Annotated in this window: 18 protein-coding genes and 2 tRNA genes; 11 read left to right on the top strand and 9 right to left on the bottom strand. The window is 66.4% G+C overall.

What is annotated here, in order from left to right; translation table 11 throughout:
- Window positions 1-338 precede the first annotated feature (338 nt).
- Together VB080_RS14935 and VB080_RS14930 are read right to left on the bottom strand one after the other, a co-directional pair.
- On the bottom strand, window positions 339-1,127 hold the full coding sequence (locus VB080_RS14935; protein ID WP_323419245.1) for a carbon-nitrogen hydrolase family protein: 789 nt from the start codon (window positions 1,125-1,127) through the stop codon (window positions 339-341).
- A 59-nt stretch (window positions 1,128-1,186) separates the two neighbouring features.
- The gene (locus VB080_RS14930; RefSeq protein ID WP_323419244.1) at window positions 1,187-2,146 is read right to left on the bottom strand and encodes a Gfo/Idh/MocA family oxidoreductase; all 960 of its coding nucleotides are present in this window, start codon (window positions 2,144-2,146) and stop codon (window positions 1,187-1,189) included.
- Window positions 2,147-2,309: 163 nt separating this feature from the next.
- Here VB080_RS14930 and VB080_RS14925 point away from each other — a divergent pair, with 163 nt between their 5' ends.
- The gene (locus tag VB080_RS14925; RefSeq protein ID WP_323419243.1) at window positions 2,310-2,489 is read left to right on the top strand and encodes a hypothetical protein; all 180 of its coding nucleotides are present in this window, start codon (window positions 2,310-2,312) and stop codon (window positions 2,487-2,489) included.
- 70 nt (window positions 2,490-2,559) lie between these two features.
- Here the strand turns inward: VB080_RS14925 and VB080_RS14920 are convergent, their stop codons facing one another.
- The 4 genes from VB080_RS14920 to VB080_RS14905 are packed head-to-tail and all read right to left on the bottom strand — an operon-like array spanning window position 2,560 to window position 10,692.
- Entirely contained in the window at window positions 2,560-3,834 is a 1,275-nt protein-coding gene (locus tag VB080_RS14920) for a DUF2399 domain-containing protein (protein ID WP_323419242.1), read from the bottom strand.
- Window positions 3,831-7,916, bottom strand: a complete 4,086-nt coding sequence (locus tag VB080_RS14915) for an SbcC/MukB-like Walker B domain-containing protein (protein ID WP_323419241.1) — start codon at window positions 7,914-7,916, stop codon at window positions 3,831-3,833. The genes VB080_RS14920 and VB080_RS14915 overlap by 4 nt, the downstream gene beginning before the upstream one ends.
- Before the next feature lie 11 nt (window positions 7,917-7,927).
- On the bottom strand, window positions 7,928-9,163 hold the full coding sequence (locus VB080_RS14910; RefSeq protein ID WP_323419240.1) for a DUF2398 family protein: 1,236 nt from the start codon (window positions 9,161-9,163) through the stop codon (window positions 7,928-7,930).
- A complete protein-coding gene (locus tag VB080_RS14905) occupies window positions 9,160-10,692 on the bottom strand; it encodes a DUF2397 domain-containing protein (protein ID WP_323419239.1) in 1,533 nt (510 codons plus the stop codon). Before VB080_RS14905 ends, VB080_RS14910 begins: the two co-directional genes overlap by 4 nt.
- Window positions 10,693-10,828: 136 nt before the next feature.
- Here VB080_RS14905 and VB080_RS14900 point away from each other — a divergent pair.
- The 10 genes from VB080_RS14900 to VB080_RS14855 all read left to right on the top strand — a co-directional run bounded on the left by VB080_RS14900 (window position 10,829) and on the right by VB080_RS14855 (window position 17,941).
- A tRNA-Ser gene (locus VB080_RS14900) sits at window positions 10,829-10,913 on the top strand.
- A 151-nt stretch (window positions 10,914-11,064) separates the two neighbouring features.
- On the top strand, window positions 11,065-12,216 hold the full coding sequence (locus VB080_RS14895) for a tyrosine-type recombinase/integrase (RefSeq protein WP_323419238.1): 1,152 nt from the start codon (window positions 11,065-11,067) through the stop codon (window positions 12,214-12,216).
- A gap of 971 nt (window positions 12,217-13,187) precedes the next feature.
- Window positions 13,188-13,403: a helix-turn-helix domain-containing protein gene (locus tag VB080_RS14890; protein WP_323419237.1), complete on the top strand. Its 216-nt coding sequence runs from the start codon at window positions 13,188-13,190 to the stop codon at window positions 13,401-13,403.
- Between the two features lie 50 nt (window positions 13,404-13,453).
- Entirely contained in the window at window positions 13,454-14,512 is a 1,059-nt protein-coding gene (locus VB080_RS14885) for a helix-turn-helix domain-containing protein (protein WP_323419236.1), read from the top strand.
- Window positions 14,513-14,668: 156 nt separating this feature from the next.
- On the top strand, window positions 14,669-14,965 hold the full coding sequence (locus tag VB080_RS14880; RefSeq protein ID WP_323419235.1) for a hypothetical protein: 297 nt from the start codon (window positions 14,669-14,671) through the stop codon (window positions 14,963-14,965).
- Window positions 14,962-15,246, top strand: coding sequence for a hypothetical protein (locus VB080_RS14875; RefSeq protein WP_323419234.1), 285 nt, complete (start codon window positions 14,962-14,964; stop codon window positions 15,244-15,246). The genes VB080_RS14880 and VB080_RS14875 overlap by 4 nt, the downstream gene beginning before the upstream one ends.
- A complete protein-coding gene (locus tag VB080_RS14870) occupies window positions 15,243-15,686 on the top strand; it encodes a hypothetical protein (RefSeq protein ID WP_323419233.1) in 444 nt (147 codons plus the stop codon). The genes VB080_RS14875 and VB080_RS14870 overlap by 4 nt, the downstream gene beginning before the upstream one ends.
- A complete protein-coding gene (locus VB080_RS14865) occupies window positions 15,683-16,177 on the top strand; it encodes a hypothetical protein (RefSeq protein WP_323419232.1) in 495 nt (164 codons plus the stop codon). Before VB080_RS14870 ends, VB080_RS14865 begins: the two co-directional genes overlap by 4 nt.
- A gap of 243 nt (window positions 16,178-16,420) precedes the next feature.
- A complete protein-coding gene (locus VB080_RS14860; RefSeq protein ID WP_323419231.1) occupies window positions 16,421-17,269 on the top strand; it encodes a phage major capsid protein in 849 nt (282 codons plus the stop codon).
- A 156-nt stretch (window positions 17,270-17,425) separates the two neighbouring features.
- On the top strand, window positions 17,426-17,941 hold the full coding sequence (locus tag VB080_RS14855; protein ID WP_323419230.1) for a hypothetical protein: 516 nt from the start codon (window positions 17,426-17,428) through the stop codon (window positions 17,939-17,941).
- Between the two features lie 1,490 nt (window positions 17,942-19,431).
- On the opposite strand, the gene VB080_RS14850 is transcribed toward VB080_RS14855, so the two are convergent.
- The 3 genes from VB080_RS14850 to VB080_RS14840 all read right to left on the bottom strand — a co-directional run bounded on the left by VB080_RS14850 (window position 19,432) and on the right by VB080_RS14840 (window position 20,524).
- Window positions 19,432-19,839, bottom strand: coding sequence for a hypothetical protein (locus tag VB080_RS14850; protein WP_323419229.1), 408 nt, complete (start codon window positions 19,837-19,839; stop codon window positions 19,432-19,434).
- Window positions 19,836-20,336, bottom strand: a complete 501-nt coding sequence (locus VB080_RS14845) for a hypothetical protein (RefSeq protein ID WP_323419228.1) — start codon at window positions 20,334-20,336, stop codon at window positions 19,836-19,838. Before VB080_RS14845 ends, VB080_RS14850 begins: the two co-directional genes overlap by 4 nt.
- A gap of 113 nt (window positions 20,337-20,449) precedes the next feature.
- Window positions 20,450-20,524, bottom strand: a tRNA-Val gene (locus VB080_RS14840).
- Between the last annotated feature and the right edge of the window lie 64 nt (window positions 20,525-20,588).

The raw sequence follows: 20,588 nt of genomic DNA, 5'->3' as shown, positions 1-20,588 counted from the left end.
GTCGGACTCGGGCTCGGTGTGGGCAGGGGACCCTGGCATCCGGCGAGCAGGCAGACCGCGCTCACGAGTGCCGTACCAGCAACGGTGAAGCGCGCCATCGGTTCTCCCTGGGGTAAGGGTGTCGGCCAGCATGACACAGGGAACTCGAAAGCGGAAACAGTTGTCCACAGGATTGCCACCCCGGCGGAGGCTGTGGAGGAACTGCAGCCGCCGATCACGTCAGCGGTATGACAAGGGATGACGATCGTTGCGGCTGATCTGGCGGCGCGCCCTCGTACAATTGCGGCGCCCGTGACGAGCGCCAGGACAGTGCCGCCGAGCGCTCTCGTCCGACCACCTCAGGCGCCGGGCGGAAACCTCCGTGCATTCCGCAGCACCGGCATCCGCTCGCGGGCTTCCACCACCAGGGAGAGGTCGACGTCCACCACCGCCAACTCGGGTGCGGAGCCGAGTTCGCGCAACACCGAGCCGTACGGGTCGGCGACCAGCGAATGCCCCACCCCGGTGGGTTTCCGGGACACCACGGCCGGCTCGGCCTGGTCGCAGGCGACGACGAAGCAGGTCGAGTCCATCGCGCGGGCACAGGCCAGCGTGCGCCACTGGTGCACCTTGTTGGGCCCGGATGCCCAGGACGCCGGCACCACGACGACCTGGGCGCCAAGCTCTGCCAGCCGGGTGAACAGCGCCGGGAACCTGATGTCGTAGCAGGTCGCCAGCCCAATCCGGACGCCGCCGAGTTCGACGACGGCCGGTCCGTCCCCGGCCTGGATCGTGTCCGATTCGGCGTATCCCAGCGCGTCGAACAGGTGGAGTTTGTCGTAGCTGGCCTCGACCGCTCCGGTCACCAGCAGGGTGTTCCGCACCCGCCGGGAGGCGGTGGTGGTGAACATTCCGGCCACGATCGTGGTCCCGTGTTCGGCCGCGACCGAGCGGACGGACGAGGCCCACGGCCCGTCCAGCGGCTCCGCAGCTTCCACCGGCGACCGGTCGAAGGAGTGCATGGTCGCTTCCGGGAACACCACGAGTTCGGCTCCCGCGTCGGACGCCTCCGCCACGTACCGCCGTACCAGGCCGAGATTGGCGGCCGGGTCTGTGCTCGATGAGAGCTGGGCGAGGGCGATCCTCATGTGCTCATGCTGCCGGACGGGAGCGCCTCAGACCACCCTCACGCCAGGGCCAGGCATCGTCAGAGCGTGACGACCGTCCCGGTGCCGGCGGCGCGGTAGAGCGCTTCGATGGCGCGGGCCTGGCCGAGGGCATCCGCCCGTCCCAGCAGCGGGGCCCGCTCGCCGCGGATGGCGGCGTTCACGTCCTCAAGCTCCAACTGGTACGGGTTGATCGGCTCGACCCGGATCTCCTCATCGTCCCGATAGAGCACGCCGGTCACCGAATGCCACGGGTCAGGAAGGTAGAGACGTGCATCCGCACCGAGGATCTCCAGGCTCTCCGAGGTGGTGTCGAAGCCGCTGACGAAGCTGGCCAGCCGGTCCTCGGAGAAGCGCATCAGACCGGCGAACCGGCTGTCGACGCCATGCTGCCCGATTACCTGTTCGCCGGAAACCCGCACCGGTTCGCCGAGGATCAGTCGAGCGCCACTGACGCAGTAGCAGCCGACGTCCATCAGCGAACCGCCGTCGAGCGAGGAGTCGATCCGGACGTCGTAGCCGGCGTCCATGGCGTAGCTGAACGTGGCCCTGACCGCTCGCACCGGGCCGAGGGATGGCAGCAGTTCCAGCAGCTTGCGCACTTGGGGAGTGTGCCGCCACATGAACGCCTCTTCGAACACCAGCCCGGCCGCCTCGGCGGCGTCGAAGGCCTCGTCCACCTCGGCGGGGGTGCGGGTGTACGGCTTCTCGCACAGAACGTGCTTGCCGGCCGCCAGCGCCTTCATCGTCCACTCGTGGTGCAGCGAGTTGGGCAGGCTGATGTAGACCGCGTCGACCTCGGGGTCGGCGAGCAGGGCCTGGTAGGAGCCGTGGGCCCGGGGAATGCCGTTCGCGGCGGCGAACTGCTGAGCCCGTTCGGCGGAACGGCTGCCCGCAGCGGTCACCTCGACCTCGGGGGAGAGCGCCGCACCGGCGAGGAGCTTGCGGGTGATGTCTCCGGTGGCCAGCAGGCCCCAGCGAATCGGCTTCGGTGTCGTCATGAACCGGACTGTAGTCAGGTTCGTGGATTGGCGCGACGGCCGGACGTGGGGAGAGGGTCTGGCCGCACCCGTTCCGCCACGCGGGCAGCGAGCCCGGCTGGCAGCGGTCGACAGCTCGTCGTCGGGGTGAGGCAACCTCTCGGCGGCCCGAACGGAGAAGAGGGTGAGCAGCAGGAAGGAAGCGATGTGCGGACAACAGCAGCGCGATGCGGCGTTCACCGTCTTCGTCCGGGCGTCCTCGCCAGCGCTGACCCGGACGGGAGCAGTCCGTGGCGTCTCGCTGATCGAGTCGTTCAGCTACACCTCCGCCTCGGGCGAGCGGGTGACGGTCCTCCCGGGGTAGCGGTGAGGTGAGGCGCCGGATGCCGACGGCGAACAACACGGCAACCATCGAGTCCGCAGCTCCGCGGAGCTCAGTGATCAGGACGTCCACGAACCAGATCGTCCAGCAAGCTGGGCAGCATCGCTTCCTCGAAGGCCAGCTTGCCAGTCACCCGCAACGCGTCAGCCAGGCCGGGATCCCACGGGGTGTCAGGGACAGGGGACCGCGCTGGAAGAGAGGGTGCGCAAGCGCTGTAGTCAGCAGCGGCCATCCGCCAGGGGACGGAGCCGCGTATCCCCGCCAACAGCGCCTTCACATGGTGGAGCCCGGCAGCGTCGAAGTCAGCCCGCACGGCTACCTTCCAGCCTGCCCTCGCCAGGGTGTCGATCGCGGCGATCTCGATGGCCGACGGGGTCCCGACAGTGCAGATCAGCTGGAGGGGTGGAAGCCCCGGCTCGCTGGCTGCCCGTTCCGCAGCGGCGGCGAGGACGGACGGATTCTCGGTGACGAAGGCCCATGGGCGCTGCGGAGATGCAGCGGGCCACTGGGCGACGGCGAGTTCGCGGGGTGGGATCGTGACGACCGAAGCCCGCGGCAGGTCCCAGCCGAGCGGTGCGATCCCGAGCAGGATCAGGCCGCCGAGCAGATCGTCGCAGTCCACCCCTACCTGAGACCACTGTTCGCGGGGTCGCCCGGCGGAAGTCAGACCGAGCCCGGCGATGATCGCCAGCGTCAGGCTGGCCAGCCGGGTACCGTCGTCCAGAGCATGTGGGTCGGAGGGAACCAGCAGCCGGCGGTCGAAGCGTTCGCCTTCGGGGATGGCGCACACCCGGCGTACGACGTCGGCTGCCACGGCGAGGGTCTCCTCGCCTGAGTTGCTGCTCGCGAGGCGGGCCACCCAGCCTGTCTGCCGCAACTGTTCGAACACATGGTCGATGCGTGCACCAAGTGCAGGTGACGATGCCCACGCGGCAGCCAGGCGCGCCAGTAAAGCGTCCTGCCGGGCCTGCCGGGCAACGCGTCGGGCCGTCCGCTGGCCGACCCGACGACCGACACTGTGCGCCGCAACCGCGCCCGGGGTGAGGGTCGCCGATCTTCGTCGAACCAGCTCCAGTAGCTGCTCCGGACGGACGGACGTCGTCTGGCCCGCCCGTGTGCCGACGACCAGGCCGGCCACGGCCGCCCGCTCAGCTGGGCCAGCAGGCAGGGTCAACCGGATCGCGCTGCCACTGGTCAGGCGAGGGTCTCCGCGGCGGTCGGCTACTGCCGCTACCGCACGCCAAAGCCATTCCAGCTCGGGGGTGAGGAGAGCTTCCAGGTCGGCGTCAGCGCAGCCCCCGTCACACCACGGACATGCCTGATTCACCTGAGCAGCGCCTCATCGCCGGGCAGCGGCTCCAGACCGCGCAGCAGCATCGGCAGGCCCACCACGATGTTTCCGACCGCCTCGAGATCGTAGGCGTCGATCCCATCCCAAGCGCCAGGTGCACCGTCCCACAGATAGGAGGTGCAGATCACGTCCAGATCAAGTTCGGCCAGGTAGCGGGCCAGCCCCTCGCGTCCCTGCTCATCGACTTCGGCAGGCACCTCGTCCAGCGCGGTGAGCCGGAGCGCGGTGGGCGGGAAGCTGTCGTGCAGCGCGGCGATCGAGGCCAGCATGGGCGCCAGGATGACCAGGCGGCGTTCGCCGCCGGAGAGCCCGGTACGACTGGTCCAGCGGCTTGGCTCCTGCCCCGGACGATGGATCCAGTACTCCACCCGTACCCATTGGCGGATGTCGACCGCCTGGCGCACCCGGTCTCCGACGGTGTCGGCGTCGGCATGCTCCAGCAGTTCCTTCAGGGCTGCGGCCAGCTGCTCGTTCTCCTCGCCGGTGCGAGTCGAGGCGGATTTCCGGCAGGCGAGCTGGTAGACCGTCCGCTGGTTGGGGGACAGATCGTCGCGGCGCTGAGCCTTCACCCGCACCCCCACCCCAGAGGAAGCCGAGGCGTGTTCCATCTTGCGGTTCACCTCATCCACCCAGTCGCGCAGCTCGGTCCAGGCCACGCCGATGGCGGCCGGCAACCGGCCGATGATGAAATCACGCAGGGCGGATTCCTCTGCTGCCTCCAGCTGGGTGCGGGCACGCTCCTCGACGCTGCGCGCCAACTCCGCGGCGGCCGCTGGAGTCAGCGGAGTGCCGTCGAAGCTGCACCGGTAGGTGTCCAGTTCGGGGTGGAGTTCGGCCCGGTCGATCGCCCACGTCCCGGACAGATTCGCCCGGGTCTCCTCGTAGGTTTCGGTCAGCTTGCGGCGTCCGGCGGAGGGGCGCCCGACCAGGTGCTGACCGAGCTGTTCCACCAGGGCGTAGGAGTCCGCCGGCGGCTCACCACCGAGGAAAGCCTGAGCGATCTCGGGGACGCCGGCCAATTCACGCAGCCGGGCCAGCGCGTGCGTTGCAGCCGGCTCCCGTTCCCGGACCCGGCCGGCCGCATTGCGGGCGTCGGCTTCGGCCGCCGAGGCGGCTTCCGCGGTGGCCAGAGTGTTCGTCCGCGCCGACGCCAGAGCGGTCTGAGCGGTCGTCAGGCTGGCTCGTGCAGCGCTCAGCCGCGCGGTGAGTTCGGCGGCTGCGCGACCCTGTTCGTCCTGCAGCCGCTGGTAGACCGTCTGGGCTCGTTCCGCCTCGTGGTGGGCGGCGAGTGCCTTGGCGTGGGTCGTGGCCAGGCGTTCCCGCTCGGCCGCAGCCTCGCGCAGGTGTCGCCGCAGAGCGAGCGCTCGGTCGTGCCGCTCGGAGAGTTCCCGGACGCAACCGCGCAGCGTGCTGGCTGCCTGCTGTGAGGATTGGCGCAGCTCACGCAACGCACCGGGGTCGGCCGGAAGCCCCATGCCGCGGGCCGACTCCGCCCAGGTCTGGGAGAGTTCCCGGGCGGTGGCGCGGCTGGTCTCGGCTCGCTCGCGGGCCGCCCGCGCCATCTCCAGCAGGCTGGCCGCGGCCGTGGCCGCCGCCGCGCGACGGTGCTCGCAGCCCCGCAGGTCTGACAGGTTGGGAAACTCGCTCGCTCGGGCGCGTGCGGAGTGCGCGTCCTCCCGCAGAGACTCTGCGTCGGCGGACGCCTGCTCACTCTGCTCACTCAGCGCAGCTGCCTGCTGCTCGAGCCGATCCGCCTCGGCCAGTGCGGCTGCTCGCCGCTGGGCTGCTCCGATGTAGCGTGCGTGGGGCTGCTCGGAGGCCTCTGCGGCATGGCCGGTCAGGGTACCCAGCCGGAAGGTTCCGTCGATCCCGATCACGGTGGCCGCCTCGGTCGGCGCCTCGTCCAGCGAGTCGGCGAGTGTGATGCGTTCCAGGACGGCCTGGGCGAGGCCGGCCAGAGGATGCTCCGGGGCGGCCTCGATCAGGGCGGCCAGGCTGCGGGTGGATGCCGGCAGGCTCGCCGTGCTCACTGCCCAGGCTTCGGTCTCCACGCCGGAGTCGGCCAAGCTCGCGCCGAGCAACCCCGCGGTGAGCAGCGCGGCTTCGACCCGGGGCTGGACCTCGGCCGGGGTGTCGCTGCGCCATTGCAGGGCGTTGCTGAAGGCGCGCTCGTCGGCTTCGCCCGTCCATTCCGGGCGCGGTGGCAACAGCTCCTTGCCGCCGCGGAGTTCCCGGGCGCGGGTGGTCAGCGCAGTGGCTTCGTCAGCCAGGGCACGAGCCTGTTGGTCTCGCTCGCGGGCGTGGGATTCCAGGCCGGCGGCGATCGCCTCGGAACGTCGCACTGCGGCCTGCGACCAGGCGGTTGCTGCCTCCAGTAGTGCCGCCGGATCACCGAGCGCGACCTCACCGATCGCCTCGGCGGTGAGCCGGTCGGAGTCGGCGTCGACGGTCAGATCGGGATTGTCTGCGGCCCAGGATGTCACCGCCTCAGCGAGCTGGCCGGCGGCCTGACGGGCGTCAGCGGCACGCTGGTCACGGACTTTGACGGCCTCGTCGGCCGACTCCTCCGCCCGGTCGGCGCTCTCCGCGTGCCGGGTCGCCTCGGCGTCGGCCGCGACCACCTTGCGGTGCTCGACCAGCAGCAGCTCCGCCCCGGCCTGCCGCTGCTCGTGCTCGCCTGCCAGCTGGCTCCAGACCTCACCGGCCTGCGTCAACGGCTCCAGGTCGTCGGGCAACTCCGGGAAAGTACCCGGATCGAAACTGCGGTTGCCGATGGCCAGGACCGCTTGGGGACGGGTTCGGACGGTGAACCCAGGGGCTACCGCGCGGGGATCGGCCTGACTGGCCCGGGCGCTCGTTGCTGCCAAGCTCTCAGCGATCGAGCGGGCGTCGGCCACGTCGCGGGTCGCGGCGGTGGCCTGCAATCGGGTCGCTGTTTCCACGTTGTCCGCACGAGCCTGCGCCTCGCGTACTTTGGCCTGCATCGTCTGTTGCAGGTCGGCCAGCCGCTCCACCGTGGCGTACGCCGGTGACCGCTCGATCGACTCGATCTCGGCAGCGGCTTCCCGGACCGCCGCGTCGGCGCCGGCCTCGGCCTTGGCCGCCAGTTGGGCGGTCTTGACGGCATCTTGGTGGTCGGCGTCCTTGCGCTCGGCGAGGCGGGTCGCGTCCATCAGGTCGTCGCGGGCGGTGGCGGCAGCCTGAACGTAGTCTCCGCAGAACCCCGCGGCGTACTGCTGCCAGATGGTTGCGAACTCGGTGAGCCGCCGGGCCGCCTGGGCGTCCCGTTCGAAAGCAGCGCGAGTCTCCTCGGTGGCGGCCAGCGCCTCGGCGGTCTGCTCGATGATGTCGGCGGCCACCCCGGGCAGCGCCTCCCGGACGGCCTCGGCCGCCCGATCAGGGCTGGTCTCGGCCAGCAGGCTGGGATTGCGGACCTGTCGCACCCGGTGGGCGAGCAGCACCAGCGACTCCCGATCGGTCCCGAAGATGTGGGCGGCCAGGGCGGTGACGTACTCCGGCTCGTCGAGGAAGACCACACCGCCAGCCGCTTCCACTGCCTCGCGGAATTCCTCCGCGCTGGAGTACGGCGCGCGATTCGGCTTGACCAGGGGCAGGTCCACCAATGGCTCGCCCGAGATCCGGAACGGCTCGACCTTGACGTTCGGCGTGGAGCCGTTGGAGAACGCCAGCCGCACCCCATAGGAGCAGGTCTCCTCGTCGCCCGGCCCGGCGAAGGTCAGCCAGGCATAGCCGATCCGCTTCCGGTCGTGGTGGTTCTCCCGCATCAGTGCGGTGAGGGTGGTGGTGCGGGCTTTGCCGGCGGGCAGCTTCGTCCGGTCGAGATCCAGCAGGAACGGCCACAGTGCCTCCAGCGCCGTGGTCTTGCCGGTGCCGTTGGGTCCGCGCAGCAGTAGCCGGCCGGACGGTGCCGGCAACACCAGGTCGCCGTACCGCCAGACATTGGACAGGCCGGCCGAGACCAGCCGCCAGCGGGTACCGAAACGGCCGTGGCTGCCGGCCGGCGCCAGCAGTTCGTCCTCGAAGAGCAACCTGCTCATCATCAACCTCCTCAGAACAGGACCGGATCGGGTTGTGCCGCGGGCGCGGCAGCGCGCGGTTCGGGGGCGGTGGGTGCGAATGCGGAGTTCGGTGGCGCCTCCCACCGGCCGGTCGCCGGCGAAAGCCACCACCAGCCGTCCCGGACGCGCAGCAGCCCCACTCCCCGCAACAGGGCCTCAGCGTCAGCCAGCAGGCCGGGCGGATCGGCTGCCCGCTCAGCCGGCCAGCCGCCCCGTCCGGTGGTCTGCCGGGAGGCGAGTTCGCTGAGTTGCTGCAGCACCTGCTCCCGCGGCAAACCACGCCAGCCCGGGCCGGGACCGCCGGACGTTTCACCGTCCACGGCGAGAATGTCGGACAACAGCAGGGCGACGTGCGGCACGATACCGGCGGCCGGGAACGGCACCTCGCCGAGTTCCCGCGGCCAGCGGAAAGCGTCGTCCGGCACGACGAAAGCCGCACCCTCCGAGCGCCGCTCCGGGGTGAGTCCGAAAGCGGCTGCCAGCGGTCCGCCGTCGTCACCGCGGAAGCGCCGGGAGAGCCAGTCCGCTTCGGCGTCGTCCAGGTCGACGGTGTGGACGCAGGTGTCGTCCACCAGCCGGCGACGCATCCGGCGGGCCGGATCGGGCTCGCGGCTGACATTGTCCAGCCAGCGTCGAGGATGGTCGGCCGGATCGGTGGTCGCGTCGAAGTTCGCGATCAGGTGCAACAGCCGAGTGTGGAAGATGGTGAGCAGCACCGGCGCGTCGTCAGAGTCGAGGTAGGTTTCCAGCCGGCCATCGGTCTCCTCCATCACCCCACGGGAGACCAATTCCTTCACGGCGGCGACGATCGCCCGCCGCTCCGCTCGGTCACCGCGGACCTCGACCTGCGCCTCGGCCGCGGCTGCCTTGCCCGCCTCGACCAACTGGCCGATGGTCACCTGGTGGGGCAGGCCCTCGGCCGACGCGGCGAGCAGAAACACCCAGGAGCAGGCCAGCGGTGAGGGAGCGCCGACCGCCCAGTCTTCGGGCCGGGGTGGGGGTGACTTCACCAGGCGGACCAGCTCGCGCTCGGCGATCAACGTCCAGCCCAGCCGGCTGAGCACGCTGCGCAACCCCGCCAGGTTCCGCCGCGCGACCGTGATCAGGTCGTCGTCCCGACCGGCCACCAGCCAGGGCTGGCGCATCAATACCCGCAGGACGCTGGCGACCTCGGCTTCACTGTCAGCGGCGATCGCCAACCGTGCGCTGTGGGGCTGGGTCGTCATGCCACAACCTCCTCGCCGTACATCGCGACCGGGCCACCGGGATCGGTCATCGCGGGAAGCTGCGGCCGGGTCTGGGGAGAATGGAAGACGATGGCGCGCTGCGGGAGCCAGACCTTCCAGGTCGGGGAGCGCAACACTGCTGGTTCGGCACCGGTGAAGAAGATCGAGCAGGCCAGGCCATCCTTGACGGCGCGTCGGCGGTCTCCCCGCGGGGTTTGACGCACCGCGTCCATCAAGCAGGCCAGTGCCACCCGGGCAGCGCCCTGGGAGAGGGTCTGACCAGGCTCGGCGGCGAGGATCTCCAGGAGGTACTCGCGATGCTGCGCAAGGCGTTCCCGGCGGGCCGCCTCGAGCGTCTCCTTGGCGGCGCGATCATCCAGTGGAGCTGGTGCGCGGCCGCGGACTCCGGAGCGTCCATTCGTCCGCAACCCTGGCGGGACCGCGACCTGCGGGCCATCCCGCCAGGGCACAATGCGACCCGCGCCCGGGTCGTCGGCCTCACCGTGGAACTTGCGCCAGGAATGGTCGCCGAGCGCGGCCAGGTACAACTGCGGGCCGAGATCAGGGTCGAGGCAGGCCCGCGCCAGGGCCAGAGCGCGGGCCTTCGAAGTGCCGGACTCACCGGCGGTATGCAGCCGGCGAAGGTTGGCGTGGAAGGTCGGGATCGCCCGGACCATCCGGGACTGGAAACGGGCGGCCCGGCCGCGCGCCGGGTCGAACCACAGCCGCAGGCCGAGCCAGTCTCGCCGGCTGCCGCCCTTGGACGCCGCCAGCAGATCCCGGCCGATCAACTCCGCCGCCTCGGAGGCCGCGATGGTGAGCTCGGCGAGCCGGTCGAAACTCGGGGCGAGGCTCAGCAGTGCCCGGGTCGCTCGATCGGCGCCGCGGTCGAGTTCCACCGTGACCCGGGTGGCGTAGCCGATCAGTAGGCGCTTCAGTTCACCGGTGCCGGAGTCGTCCAGGTCGAACCGGTCGGCCAGCCCCATAAGCGTGTCCTCGGCACCGACCAGGGAGGCGTCCAGATCGTCGTGGGCGGTGAACACCTGGTTCACCCGCGCGCCGAACCAAGAGGGGACGTCCCACTGCGCCGGATCGCCGGCCAGCGCCTCCAGCGCCGTGACCACCTGGTTCAGCGACTGCAGCGGGATCTCGCGCATGACCGTCGTCCCGGCCAGCACGGTGTCGTAGAAGCGCTGCACCTGGCGGCCCTGCCGGGTGGCGGTGTAGCGGAAGTTGCGGAACAGCAGGTCCTGCACCCGGCGGACGTGGGACTGGTCGGAGCGGGCTGACACCGCCGTCCATTCGTGGAGCTTGGTCAGCCGGGCCTCGACCACGCGCAGGTCGAGGTCGACCCCGCGAGATCGCAGCAGGGACGCCACCTCAGGCGGAGTGAGATCGGTCGATGAGGCCTCCAGCACGCCCATGATGGCGATGTACTCCGTTGACTCGGGAGCCACCAGATAGGAGACAGCCCGGCGGGCATCGTCCGCCGGTTCGACGCTGACGGACTCCGGCTCAGGTGCGGTCATTCGGATCACCTCCATCCAGTGGATCACAACCTAATAGCTGGCACTGACAGTTTTCGTCACGGATGCCAGACGGGGGTGTTCCTCCCTTCGGCGGTCGGTTGGTATTGAGGCGGGGCTAGCCGGTATCCTCGTCCGCGGAGGATTCGCCTAGAGGCCTATGGCGCTCGCTTGGAAAGCGGGTTGGGTTCACGCCCTCACGAGTTCGAATCTCGTATCCTCCGCGGTAAGAAACCCTCTCCCCTAGTCGGGAGGGGGTTTCTCCTTGTCAGAGCCCTCTTCGGTCCTAAACATTACGTTGTTTCGATTAGTTTGGTATCGTTTAGACGGGTCTAGATTAGACCACGCAAAGGCGGGATGCAAGGGGACCAGCCCATGGGAAGAACGAATAGCCACGGCTTACCGCGCGGCATTTCAACCAATCCCAACGGCTCGTACCGCGCGAGGGTCACCTACGAAGGTCGCCAATACACCATCGGAACCTATGTTGGCGTGTCATACGCCAAAGCCGCGCTCGACATCGCACGCGGCCAGATGGCCCGCGGCACGTTCGTGCCGCCTAATGTCAGGCTCCAACAACGCAAGCAAGCAGAGGCTGAACGATTAGCCCAGCAGCTCACAGTCCGCGAATGGTCTGCTACCTGGCTCCAACGACTCAAGGCCGCTGATAGGTCGCCGTCCACGTTGGCCAGCTATGACAGCACGCTAAACGCGCACATCTTGGACCTGCTCGGGGATATGCGCCTAGCAGACGTGACTCAAGACCACGTCGACGGGCTCTGTTCCGGCACCACCCCGGCCGTTCGGAGAAACATCCTCCGAACGTTAAGCGCGATGTTCAACGCCGCCGTCAAGGCCGGGATGGGCGGCATCACCGAGTCCCCCGTTACCGCCGAGGTGGGACGCATGCCGCGCCGATCGGTAGGCGACCTGCCGAACTGGGAGGGCGTCCGCCTACTCGCCGACGCCATGCCGGAACGCCTACGGGCGTCAGTGTGGATAGCTGCGACGCTAGGGCTTCGGTTGGGCGAAGTGCTCGGCTTGCAGCGCCAAGATCTCGATCTGGACGACCCCGAAAAGGCCGTGGCGCACATTAGGCGTCAATGGTTGACGAAGGCCAAGCCGCCCACCTATGGCCCGCCCAAGGACGATTCCAGGCGAACCCTGGCCATCCCGGCCGTCGTCGTCCCCATGCTGGTCACGCACTTAGAGCGCTTCGCGGCGAACGCCGACAACGCGCCCGTGTTCCCGTCCACTGTCGACAAGCTCAAGCCGGTCTCACAAGGCGCCCTCGATCGCGTCTGGCAGGAAGCACGGAAGAGCGCGGGCTTTCCTCAACTGCACTTCCACGATTTGCGACACTTGGGGTTGACAATGTACCGACGAGCAGGCGGAAATGAGCGCGACACGATGAACCGCGGTGGCCACACCGACGCCAAGAGTGCACTCATTTATCAAGAGTCCGACCTAGAGCGAGACCGCGAACTCACCGCGAAGCTGAACAGTCAGATCATCAAAGTGCTTTAGCGCCGCGGCGCCACGCTCATTAGGCCCGCGTACTCCGCACGCTCAAGGTCAGCCCGCTCGATGCGTTCGGCCTCTTCAAGCGAAATTGTGGCCTCAGGGAAGACCCACGGGTTCGTCCGGTGTGCGCTTCGTTCCGGGACCGCCAAGCCCGCGCCCGGGTCGCTGTATTTCTGACCGCCGCCCGTCTTGTTCCAGAGGTACTCACGGCACCTCTCGATAGTTAGCCAGGAACTCGCTTCATCCGAACCTTCATATCTTACGTACGGATACCGATCTGTTGGCGTCAACAATGGTCGCTGGCCAGCGTGCCCATGATAGAGGTAGGGCTCTGATCCATTATTGTTTGCGGGCTCGATATATGCATCAGCCAGGCTCACCCAGCTACGTTCAGCGTGAACCGGCGTATGCGTCTCACTAGAGTGCGCCAACTCCATCACGGCACGGGCCGTGTCTGAGAATAGCGTCAATTCCCATTGCTGCCTGCTCTTGCGTGCTTCAGCTTCAGGATCGACTGCCCTACCCTCTTCAGTCAGTGCCCGATCACTCCGCAACGCCACCAAATAATCCTTGCCCTTGACGGTCTTTGTGCGTAAGACAACCCGCCCAGCTTCCTCCAGCTTCTTCGCAGCGCTCCGACGTGAAGTGGCTTCGTTCCGCGAGTAGCCGTAAGTGATGTGTACCGGCCGACTGGGATGCCTGTTGATCTGCTCAAGGATCATCCGCTGCGTCTTGCCAAACCCTCGCGACATACCGCCAACCTTAAGTCTCTCACTCGTGCTGCACAAGTCGTGCTCACCAAACACCATAACGCCTAGCCAGCATGACCTATTCCCGGTCAACCCAAGGATCTTCTTGGCAGAGACCACCAAACACCTATAGGTGAAGGACAAAACACGGGAGGTAACACCATCCCGGCCCCTGGCCGACCGCGCTGGGGGCTCTTTCTATGCCCCTGAAGGAGGCACGCAGGCATGCCCACAACCATCACGCCGGTCGAAGACTGCTGGCTAAACATCCCGCAAGCGGGTGAGCACATCGGCACCACAGAGTGGACCATTCGCCGGATGATCGCACGCGGCGAACTGAAGGCAACTCGCTTCGGGCCGAAGCTGATCCGCATCAAACGATCGGATCTCGATAAGGCGGGCAAGCCCGTGACACGCGTTGCCGAATTGCTCGGAGCATAAACAATACACAATCACCACCGCCCACACATTAGATAGAAAGATGAAAGCCCGTGAATAACACGCCGAACAAGCTAGAATATGGCAAGCTGCTACGTGAGGCCACCGACTTGACGCATGCCGAATATCGGGTCTTGTCGTTGCTCGTGTCTTATACCGATGGTGATTTACAGAATGCATGGCCCGGAAATGCTCGCCTTGCGGAGAATGCCGCGATGAGCGTTCGCTACTGCCAGGAGGTGCTCAAGTCGCTGCTCAAGAAGGGCTACCTTTGTGTCGCTCATCCGGGCGGCAACCAGTACGGATGGCATCGCGCGACTGCGTACGTTATCACGGTTCCCGAGCAGCTAGGAGGCACGGGCAAGGGTGGTCTGCGCTTCCAAGTCAAGGATGAACCACAACGCGGAGGGCGAACCACAGACGACGGCAAGGGCGAACCACAGACGCAGACAAGGGTGATGCCCGACTCATCCCATCACGTCAGTGATCAACTCAATACCAGCGCCCCCTCCGAAGCGCACCCTACGGTGCGCGCTTCAAGGGGCGCACTGAACGGGACTCCACGCGAGCAGCTCAAGGCGTGCCAGACCCTCGACGACCTTGTGGCGTTCAGGCACCGCTTCCCCGACCGTGAGGGCTTACTCGTCGCAGCCGAGCTTTTTTCGGAACAACGCAGTCAGGTGATTCGGCGGACTGTCGCGGATGAAATGCAGCGCCTGGAAACGCCGGAGGACATTCGAGACTTTCGCGAACGATATTACGACTTGATCCGCTATAGCTCCGAACTGCGAAACGCGACGGACGAACGGGCTGGCGAGATATTCGACGCGAACGCTGACAAATTCCTTTACGACCTCCAAGCGTGCGACGACCTCGACTCGCTCGAAGACTTTGGCGACCGCTTCGATTATATTCCGCGCGAAGAGTTTTTCAGCGCCTATCGGGATCGGACAAACGCGGTGGTCGCGCGGGTGGCCGCGTCGATCCTGGCGACCTTGCACACGCCCGCCGAAATCTCCGAGTTCGAGTCGACGCACCATCTTCTGCACCGCAACCGCGCTTGGGACGACGCCAAGCGCAACCGGCACGCTGAGCTGGCCGTGATGTCGTGACCGTGCGGCTTCGCCGCCCGGGAGTTTGGATAGGCGGCTGGCGCCGCCCGAACCCGCAGCCCTGACAGGCAACTCACAGGGTTACAGCACTATGCCATCCCGGCGTAGTGCTCACCCCGCCACCAACACACCACCACCACCCGAAAGGACCACACCGTGCCCGAAGAGTTCTACTCGACAACCCGAGATGTCCGCGCTTGGTTCAGCGATAGCCGTAGCTCGAAGCTGCGATGGCGACCCGTCGAAGGCTTCTTGCGACTTGCCAACAGAGACAACACCTACCGGTTCGTTCCGGCCATCCTCGACGAGGCCACCGGCGCACTCATTGCGGCGACCGACGTTCTGGTTGGCCGCTACGAAGGCGCCACATCGACGCCGCTGGAGTCCGACCGCCTGAAAGAGCGCTTTGCACGCACTCACACCCAACACGCCACCACTAAGGAGACACGATGAACTACCGCAAGAAGCGACCCGCCGCACTCCCGGCAGACGAGACTGTGAGCGCTGAGCAGCGGTGGATCGCATCATGGGTTGCCGCTCGCCGCATCGGCCGGACTCCGAAAGCCCGGGCCGCGCGGGGTTACATCTCAGGGCATTTGCTGCGTGCCCGCGAAGCGGCTTTCATCCTGGATTCGGCCGGCTTCGACACCGCGGACGTGATCGCGTTGCTGGACGACTGCCGTGAGGCGGTAGGCGAATGCATCGATCAGCAGATTGAGCAGGTGACCCGATGAGCGACGAACTGGACGATCCGAACGTGGACGATGCGACCGTGGACGAAAACACCCCGCCAGACGCCCCAGGATCAACGGAGACGCCCGAACAGACCGAGGGTGACCAATCCCATACCCCTGACCTGTCGGACGCGGCACAGGCCCGTCTAGAGCTTCGGGCCGCTGAGCAGGCCCGCGACGAAGCACAGGCGACCCTGGCGTCCGTCAAGACGGCGCTTGCCCGGCAGGCGATGGCCGACCAGATTGCCCCGAAGCTGCTCGATGTGGCAGTGAGGCGGTTGGACGTGGCCGGTCTCGTGGGCGACGACGGCGACACCTCCGAGCTGCTCGATGCGGTGAACGATCTGCTCGCTGAACGGCCGGAATTCCGGGCGCGTCCTGAGTCCGGGTCGGCACCGCGACGACTGTCCTGGAGTGCTGCGCTGGCTGGTGGCCGATGAGCCGGACTCACGACCCGAAGCGGGAACGCGCCCGCTACGTCGAGCAGCGGGCCGAAGTCGAGCAGGAAGCTGGACGGCTGACCGCCGCCGCCGAGACACTACGCCGCCAGATCCTGGCGAAAGCGTTGCAGGCCACGCCGATTCACGATCAAGTCAGGCATGATGCTTGCTCAGTCCGGGCGGGCCGCGCGGCGACCGTGTTCGCGGCGAAGATCGAACGCGCGTTCAATTATCGCGTGAGCGTGGAGGGCTTTGAGGATTTTGGCCATTCGATCGCTGATTTTGTGGACAGCAGCGGCGTGGTCGATGTCGATAAGCTCAAAACGGCATTATCGGAGGGCTATGCTGAAATGCCGGAATTGTTTGCCGGTGGTTGGCGTGAAGGTGACCGCGAGCCATGGCTACCCAGTCCCAACGAATTACAGAATGGTCTACCGCACGGCAATCCCGGCAGCAACACCAACCCGTGGCGTACCGTCAGCTTGCGCTAGACTATCGTCAAAGATCTTCAGGTGATACCTCAGGTATCACCTGAATCACCTAGTCAGATCGACAATAGCGTGTCATCTGATGTGTGAATAACTGAATATCTGCCAGAAATGGCGTCTTGGTGAGCCTGAGGCCCAAGACCATCCTTGCGCTGGCGCGGCAGGTTCCGCACATTCCGAGTTGCACCACTTTCATTTCCGACATGGCGGAACCTGCCGTGTCTAATCGTTTAAGGAGATAGGCATATGCCTAACGAGAATTCCACTTTCCGGACGTTCAACCGCGCCGAGGTTGGCGATCTGGTCATCACCCCGGTTCGCGCCCAGGGCTTGGCGTTCAATGAAGCCATTGCCCGCACGGTCACCACCGAAGCGGCCAGCTTCCGGGTCCCCCGGTTGACCGACGATATTGAGGCCGCTTGGGTGGCCGAAGGCGCGGAAATTCCCGTGTCATCCGCGCAAGCCGATGAGTTGATCATCGTCCCGTCCAAGATTGCCGCGATGACCTCAATTTCGCGGGAATTGGCGAGCGACACCACGCCGAATTCCCGCGAGGTCGTAGGCGAGTCCGTTGCTGCGTCCCTGGCGACCGCGATTGACAACGCGTTCGTTGTTGGCTACCCGACCCCGCCTGAGGGGCAGCTTGCCTTGGCGCCGTTCGGTCTCGGGAATCTGACCACCTGCCAGACCGTCGATGCCGATCCGGCAAGCGGACTCAACCCGTTCATCGATGCATCCGCACTGATCGAGCAGGTGGGCGCGACCCCGACCGCGGTCGTGGTCGGTCCGGCCACGGCGACCGCCTTGGCCAAGCTCGGAGCCACCGCGGCAGGTTCCGCGCTGCTTCCGACCGCTGCGATCGGTGGTGCCCGTGAACTGCTTGGTTTGCCGTTGTTCGTGAGCCGTCACGTTCAGGCCGGGACCGCTTGGATGGTCGACGCGAGCCGCATCTACAGCGTGCTTCGCGAAGATGTCGATCTGGTATTCGACGCCAGCCGCTACCTCGAATATGACACGATCGCAATCCGGGCTATCGCGCGTGTTGGCTTCGGGTTCGTTCACCCTGAATCGGTCGTGAAGATCCGCACGATCTAAGAACGTGGCGCGTTTCACGTGAAACGCCTCAACGATTCCTCAACGGCGCGGAATTCGTTTCACGTGAAACGCGTCCACTAAAACGCGGGTCAGGTGACTGGCTGGTGGCACCTGACCCGCGTACCCCCACCGATACATGCAGCAAGAAAGGTCATCATGAGCAGCCGTCCCTTCGCCCATCCACTTCGATATTTCCTCAATTCCCGCGTCAGTAGCGCCCTGGACCAGATCCTGACAGCCAGCGAGGATGCATTATCCGAGCCGGCTAAACTCGTTGATGCGCTCATGGGTCCGAAACCTGCAATACCGACCCTTGGCGTTCCCGTCAATGCGGGCAAGATCTACTCCTACCGTTCGGGCAGCAATCGCCTGCAATGGGCTGTGCAATGGCCAATCCACGGCGATTCCAAACTGCTGAAATACCAACCCACTCAACGGCCGCTATCGGCGCCACGCGCGCATGTCGTCTACGATGCGTCCGCATTAATCGCAACGGGCTACGAACCGCTCGCAACCATCATTGACGACACCGAGAAATGGTGTAACGCACACCTCGATGGGCTCCATGCTGAAGTCGATGAGCTATGGAGTGAGGCACGTAGCTATCTGATCGGCGCCGCCGTCGAACGGCGCCGTGCTCTCAATGGCCTTGGTCAGGAAGTTCGCGCCTGACCATCCGCGCGCTGAGTGTCCACCGGTCGGCAGGCCTTCTTTCAACCTTCCTTGACCTGCCCGCTGGTGGTCACCACTCAGCGCGTCCGGCACCCACGCCACGCCGCGCCCTCGATCCTTGGGGACGATCGAGCTGGCCGCGTGGCGTGGGCGCCGCCCCCTCTGTCGTCGGCTGCTCGGGTCGGCTGCTCGCTGCTCGGTCGGCTCGGCTTGGGCTGGCTCGGCTTGGGCTGCCTGCTCGGTCGGTCGGCTGCTGGCCGCTCGGTCGGCTGCTCGCTGGCTCGGGTGGCTCGGTCGGTCGGTCGGTCGGGCTGCTCGGTCGGGCTGCTCGGTCGGCCGCTGGCTGGCTCGGCTTGGGCTGGCTGCTCGGTCGGCTGGCTCGGTCGGCTCGGCTCAGCCCTGGCCTCACCGTGCGTTACACCTAGTCACAGCCGCGTTGACAAACCGCGCCGTCGTGTGCATACCCCCCGGGGGAACCCGTATAGCCCGAATCCTCCCCACCCGCCAACGTACTCCCGCTCGCGATGCGTACGAGTGTGGGCAACCTAGCAGTACATAGGAGACGCCATGTATATCCCCCGAGGGGACCGCGACCCCCGCCCGTGCGAAGGCTGCACTGCCACCATCACCGGCCCGCCACGACAACGCTACTGCTGTGAGGCGTGCCGCATCGGTCACCGTCGCCGAGGATCACGACTCAGCCACGCCTACCGCGCCGACCGAGGGTGCGAGGGCTGCACCGCCCGGATCTCTATCGATCCCAACGGACGCGACACGCGCCGATTCTGCTGCCCCGCCTGCCGAGTCGCCTACCGCCGCCGAGGCTCTCGACTCAACCAGCGCTACCCTTCGAAGCAGGTCACCGATTGAGCGAGAAACCGCCATCATCGACGGAATAAGTATCGGATGATATCTATTACTTGACCCGTCAACATAACCGAATGATCTGCGCAGGACTTTGCGATTTTGCGGCGAATCGATGGATGCGGGAACGGGCGGCACGTTTCAGAACCTATTGTCAAGGACCTACGGAACTCATAATCGAATGGTTGTCACGAATAGCTATCGCATAATCATGCGGTGCGACCCATATTTATGCCATCGTTGCGCGTGACCCAATCCGACCGCACGACCTGGCTCGAAAGCCACAGGTAGGCAGGGTGCCCCCGATCCTGGCGAACAAGCCGCAAGCGGACATCCCTACGGGATGGCTGGCCTTGCTTGGTCCCTCTTCCCCGAAAGCGCCCGCCGCCTGCCGACCCCGCTCAGCGACATTCGCCCACGACCAAGGGCCCGCCGACCATCTGACGGCGAGCTTGATCATGACCTGGCCAGCAATCGCGAGTTGCGGACTCCGCACGCCGGTTCGCGCGGTTCGGGAGGTTGTGACCGGCGACTACTGAGAAGGCGCTAGAGCCGGTGAGACGCGCTCAGGGTGTGTAGGCACCCACGACGGCCCCCAGAACACGCCTAGGGGTCACCGTGAGGGTCTACGCGCTTGTTTTCTGGCGTCGTGGCACGCCCGCGCTGACGACCCCGCGGGCAGCGCCCGTGCACACCTGCCAGGCCGGCACATGAATGATCGGCTGCCCGATCTGCTGCCGGATCGCACCACAAGCGAGATCCAAGATCGTGCCTTCGGCATCGTCGGGGTCCGGTAGCTCGACCAGCGCATCAGTGACGTAGACCACGCTCACACCGACCAGCACGTTCAACCGGATCGTCTCGGCAACCAAGGTGCCGTCGTAGGCGACGATCACACCTAACCGCTGCCAGTCACGACGCAGACGGGCATCCTCAGCCCACGCTGCCAGCTGGCCCGCATTGGCGGGATCACCACCGGCCGTCGCCATCACGTCGGCAGCCTGCGCCTCGAAGTATTCGCTCGCCATGATCATCGCCGCCCATCGAGCAGGTCAGCAGCCCACGTCAGCGCCGCCGCGACCTGGCGGGCCGTGGCCGCATCCATCGGGGCGAGACGATCCGGGGTCGTGATGGACACCTCGCTGAACTGCCCGGTCGTCGGGTCTTCGACCGCGTCCAGGTCGACGGTGGCCGACCCGACCGTGACGTAATGCGCGTGCTGAACATACTCGTCTTGCAGCTCCTCACTGTCGGGAATCGCATTGATGTGCTTGGAGCACCACGACGGGCACGACGGCCCGCGCCGATCGACGTACAGGTCCGAGTAGCTCCACACCCAGCCGCCGGCGAACCAGTGCGCCATCACATACTGGACAACCTCGGCACCGTGATGTTCTCCAATGAGCCGGCACTGCCACGACTTCCCCGCAGTGCGGGTCTCCCAATCGGTAATGCGCGTTGCCCACGACGACACGGGGACAGGCGGCTGGTGGGTCTCGACAGCTTGAGTTGCGACGACGGAGGTGTTCATGGGGACGTCCCTTCAATTGGGAGCCGCCCGAATCATGTTGCATGAAGGTTGCATGGGCAAAAGTTCGGGCCGCTCGATCTAGGTGTATTCCCTAGCCAAACGGCCCTAAGTGTTGGTGGGCGATACTGGGTTTGAACCAGTGACCTCTTCCGTGTCAAGGAAGCGCGCTACCACTGCGCCAACCGCCCATATGGAGTTGTCCTACTCGAGGTGGGTACCGGATTTGAACCGGTGTACACGGATTTGCAGTCC

Source organism: Propionicimonas sp., from assembly GCF_034927565.1.
Taxonomy (GTDB): Bacteria; Actinomycetota; Actinomycetes; order Propionibacteriales; family Propionibacteriaceae; genus Propionicimonas.
This window is presented reverse-complemented; position numbering and strand designations above follow the sequence as displayed.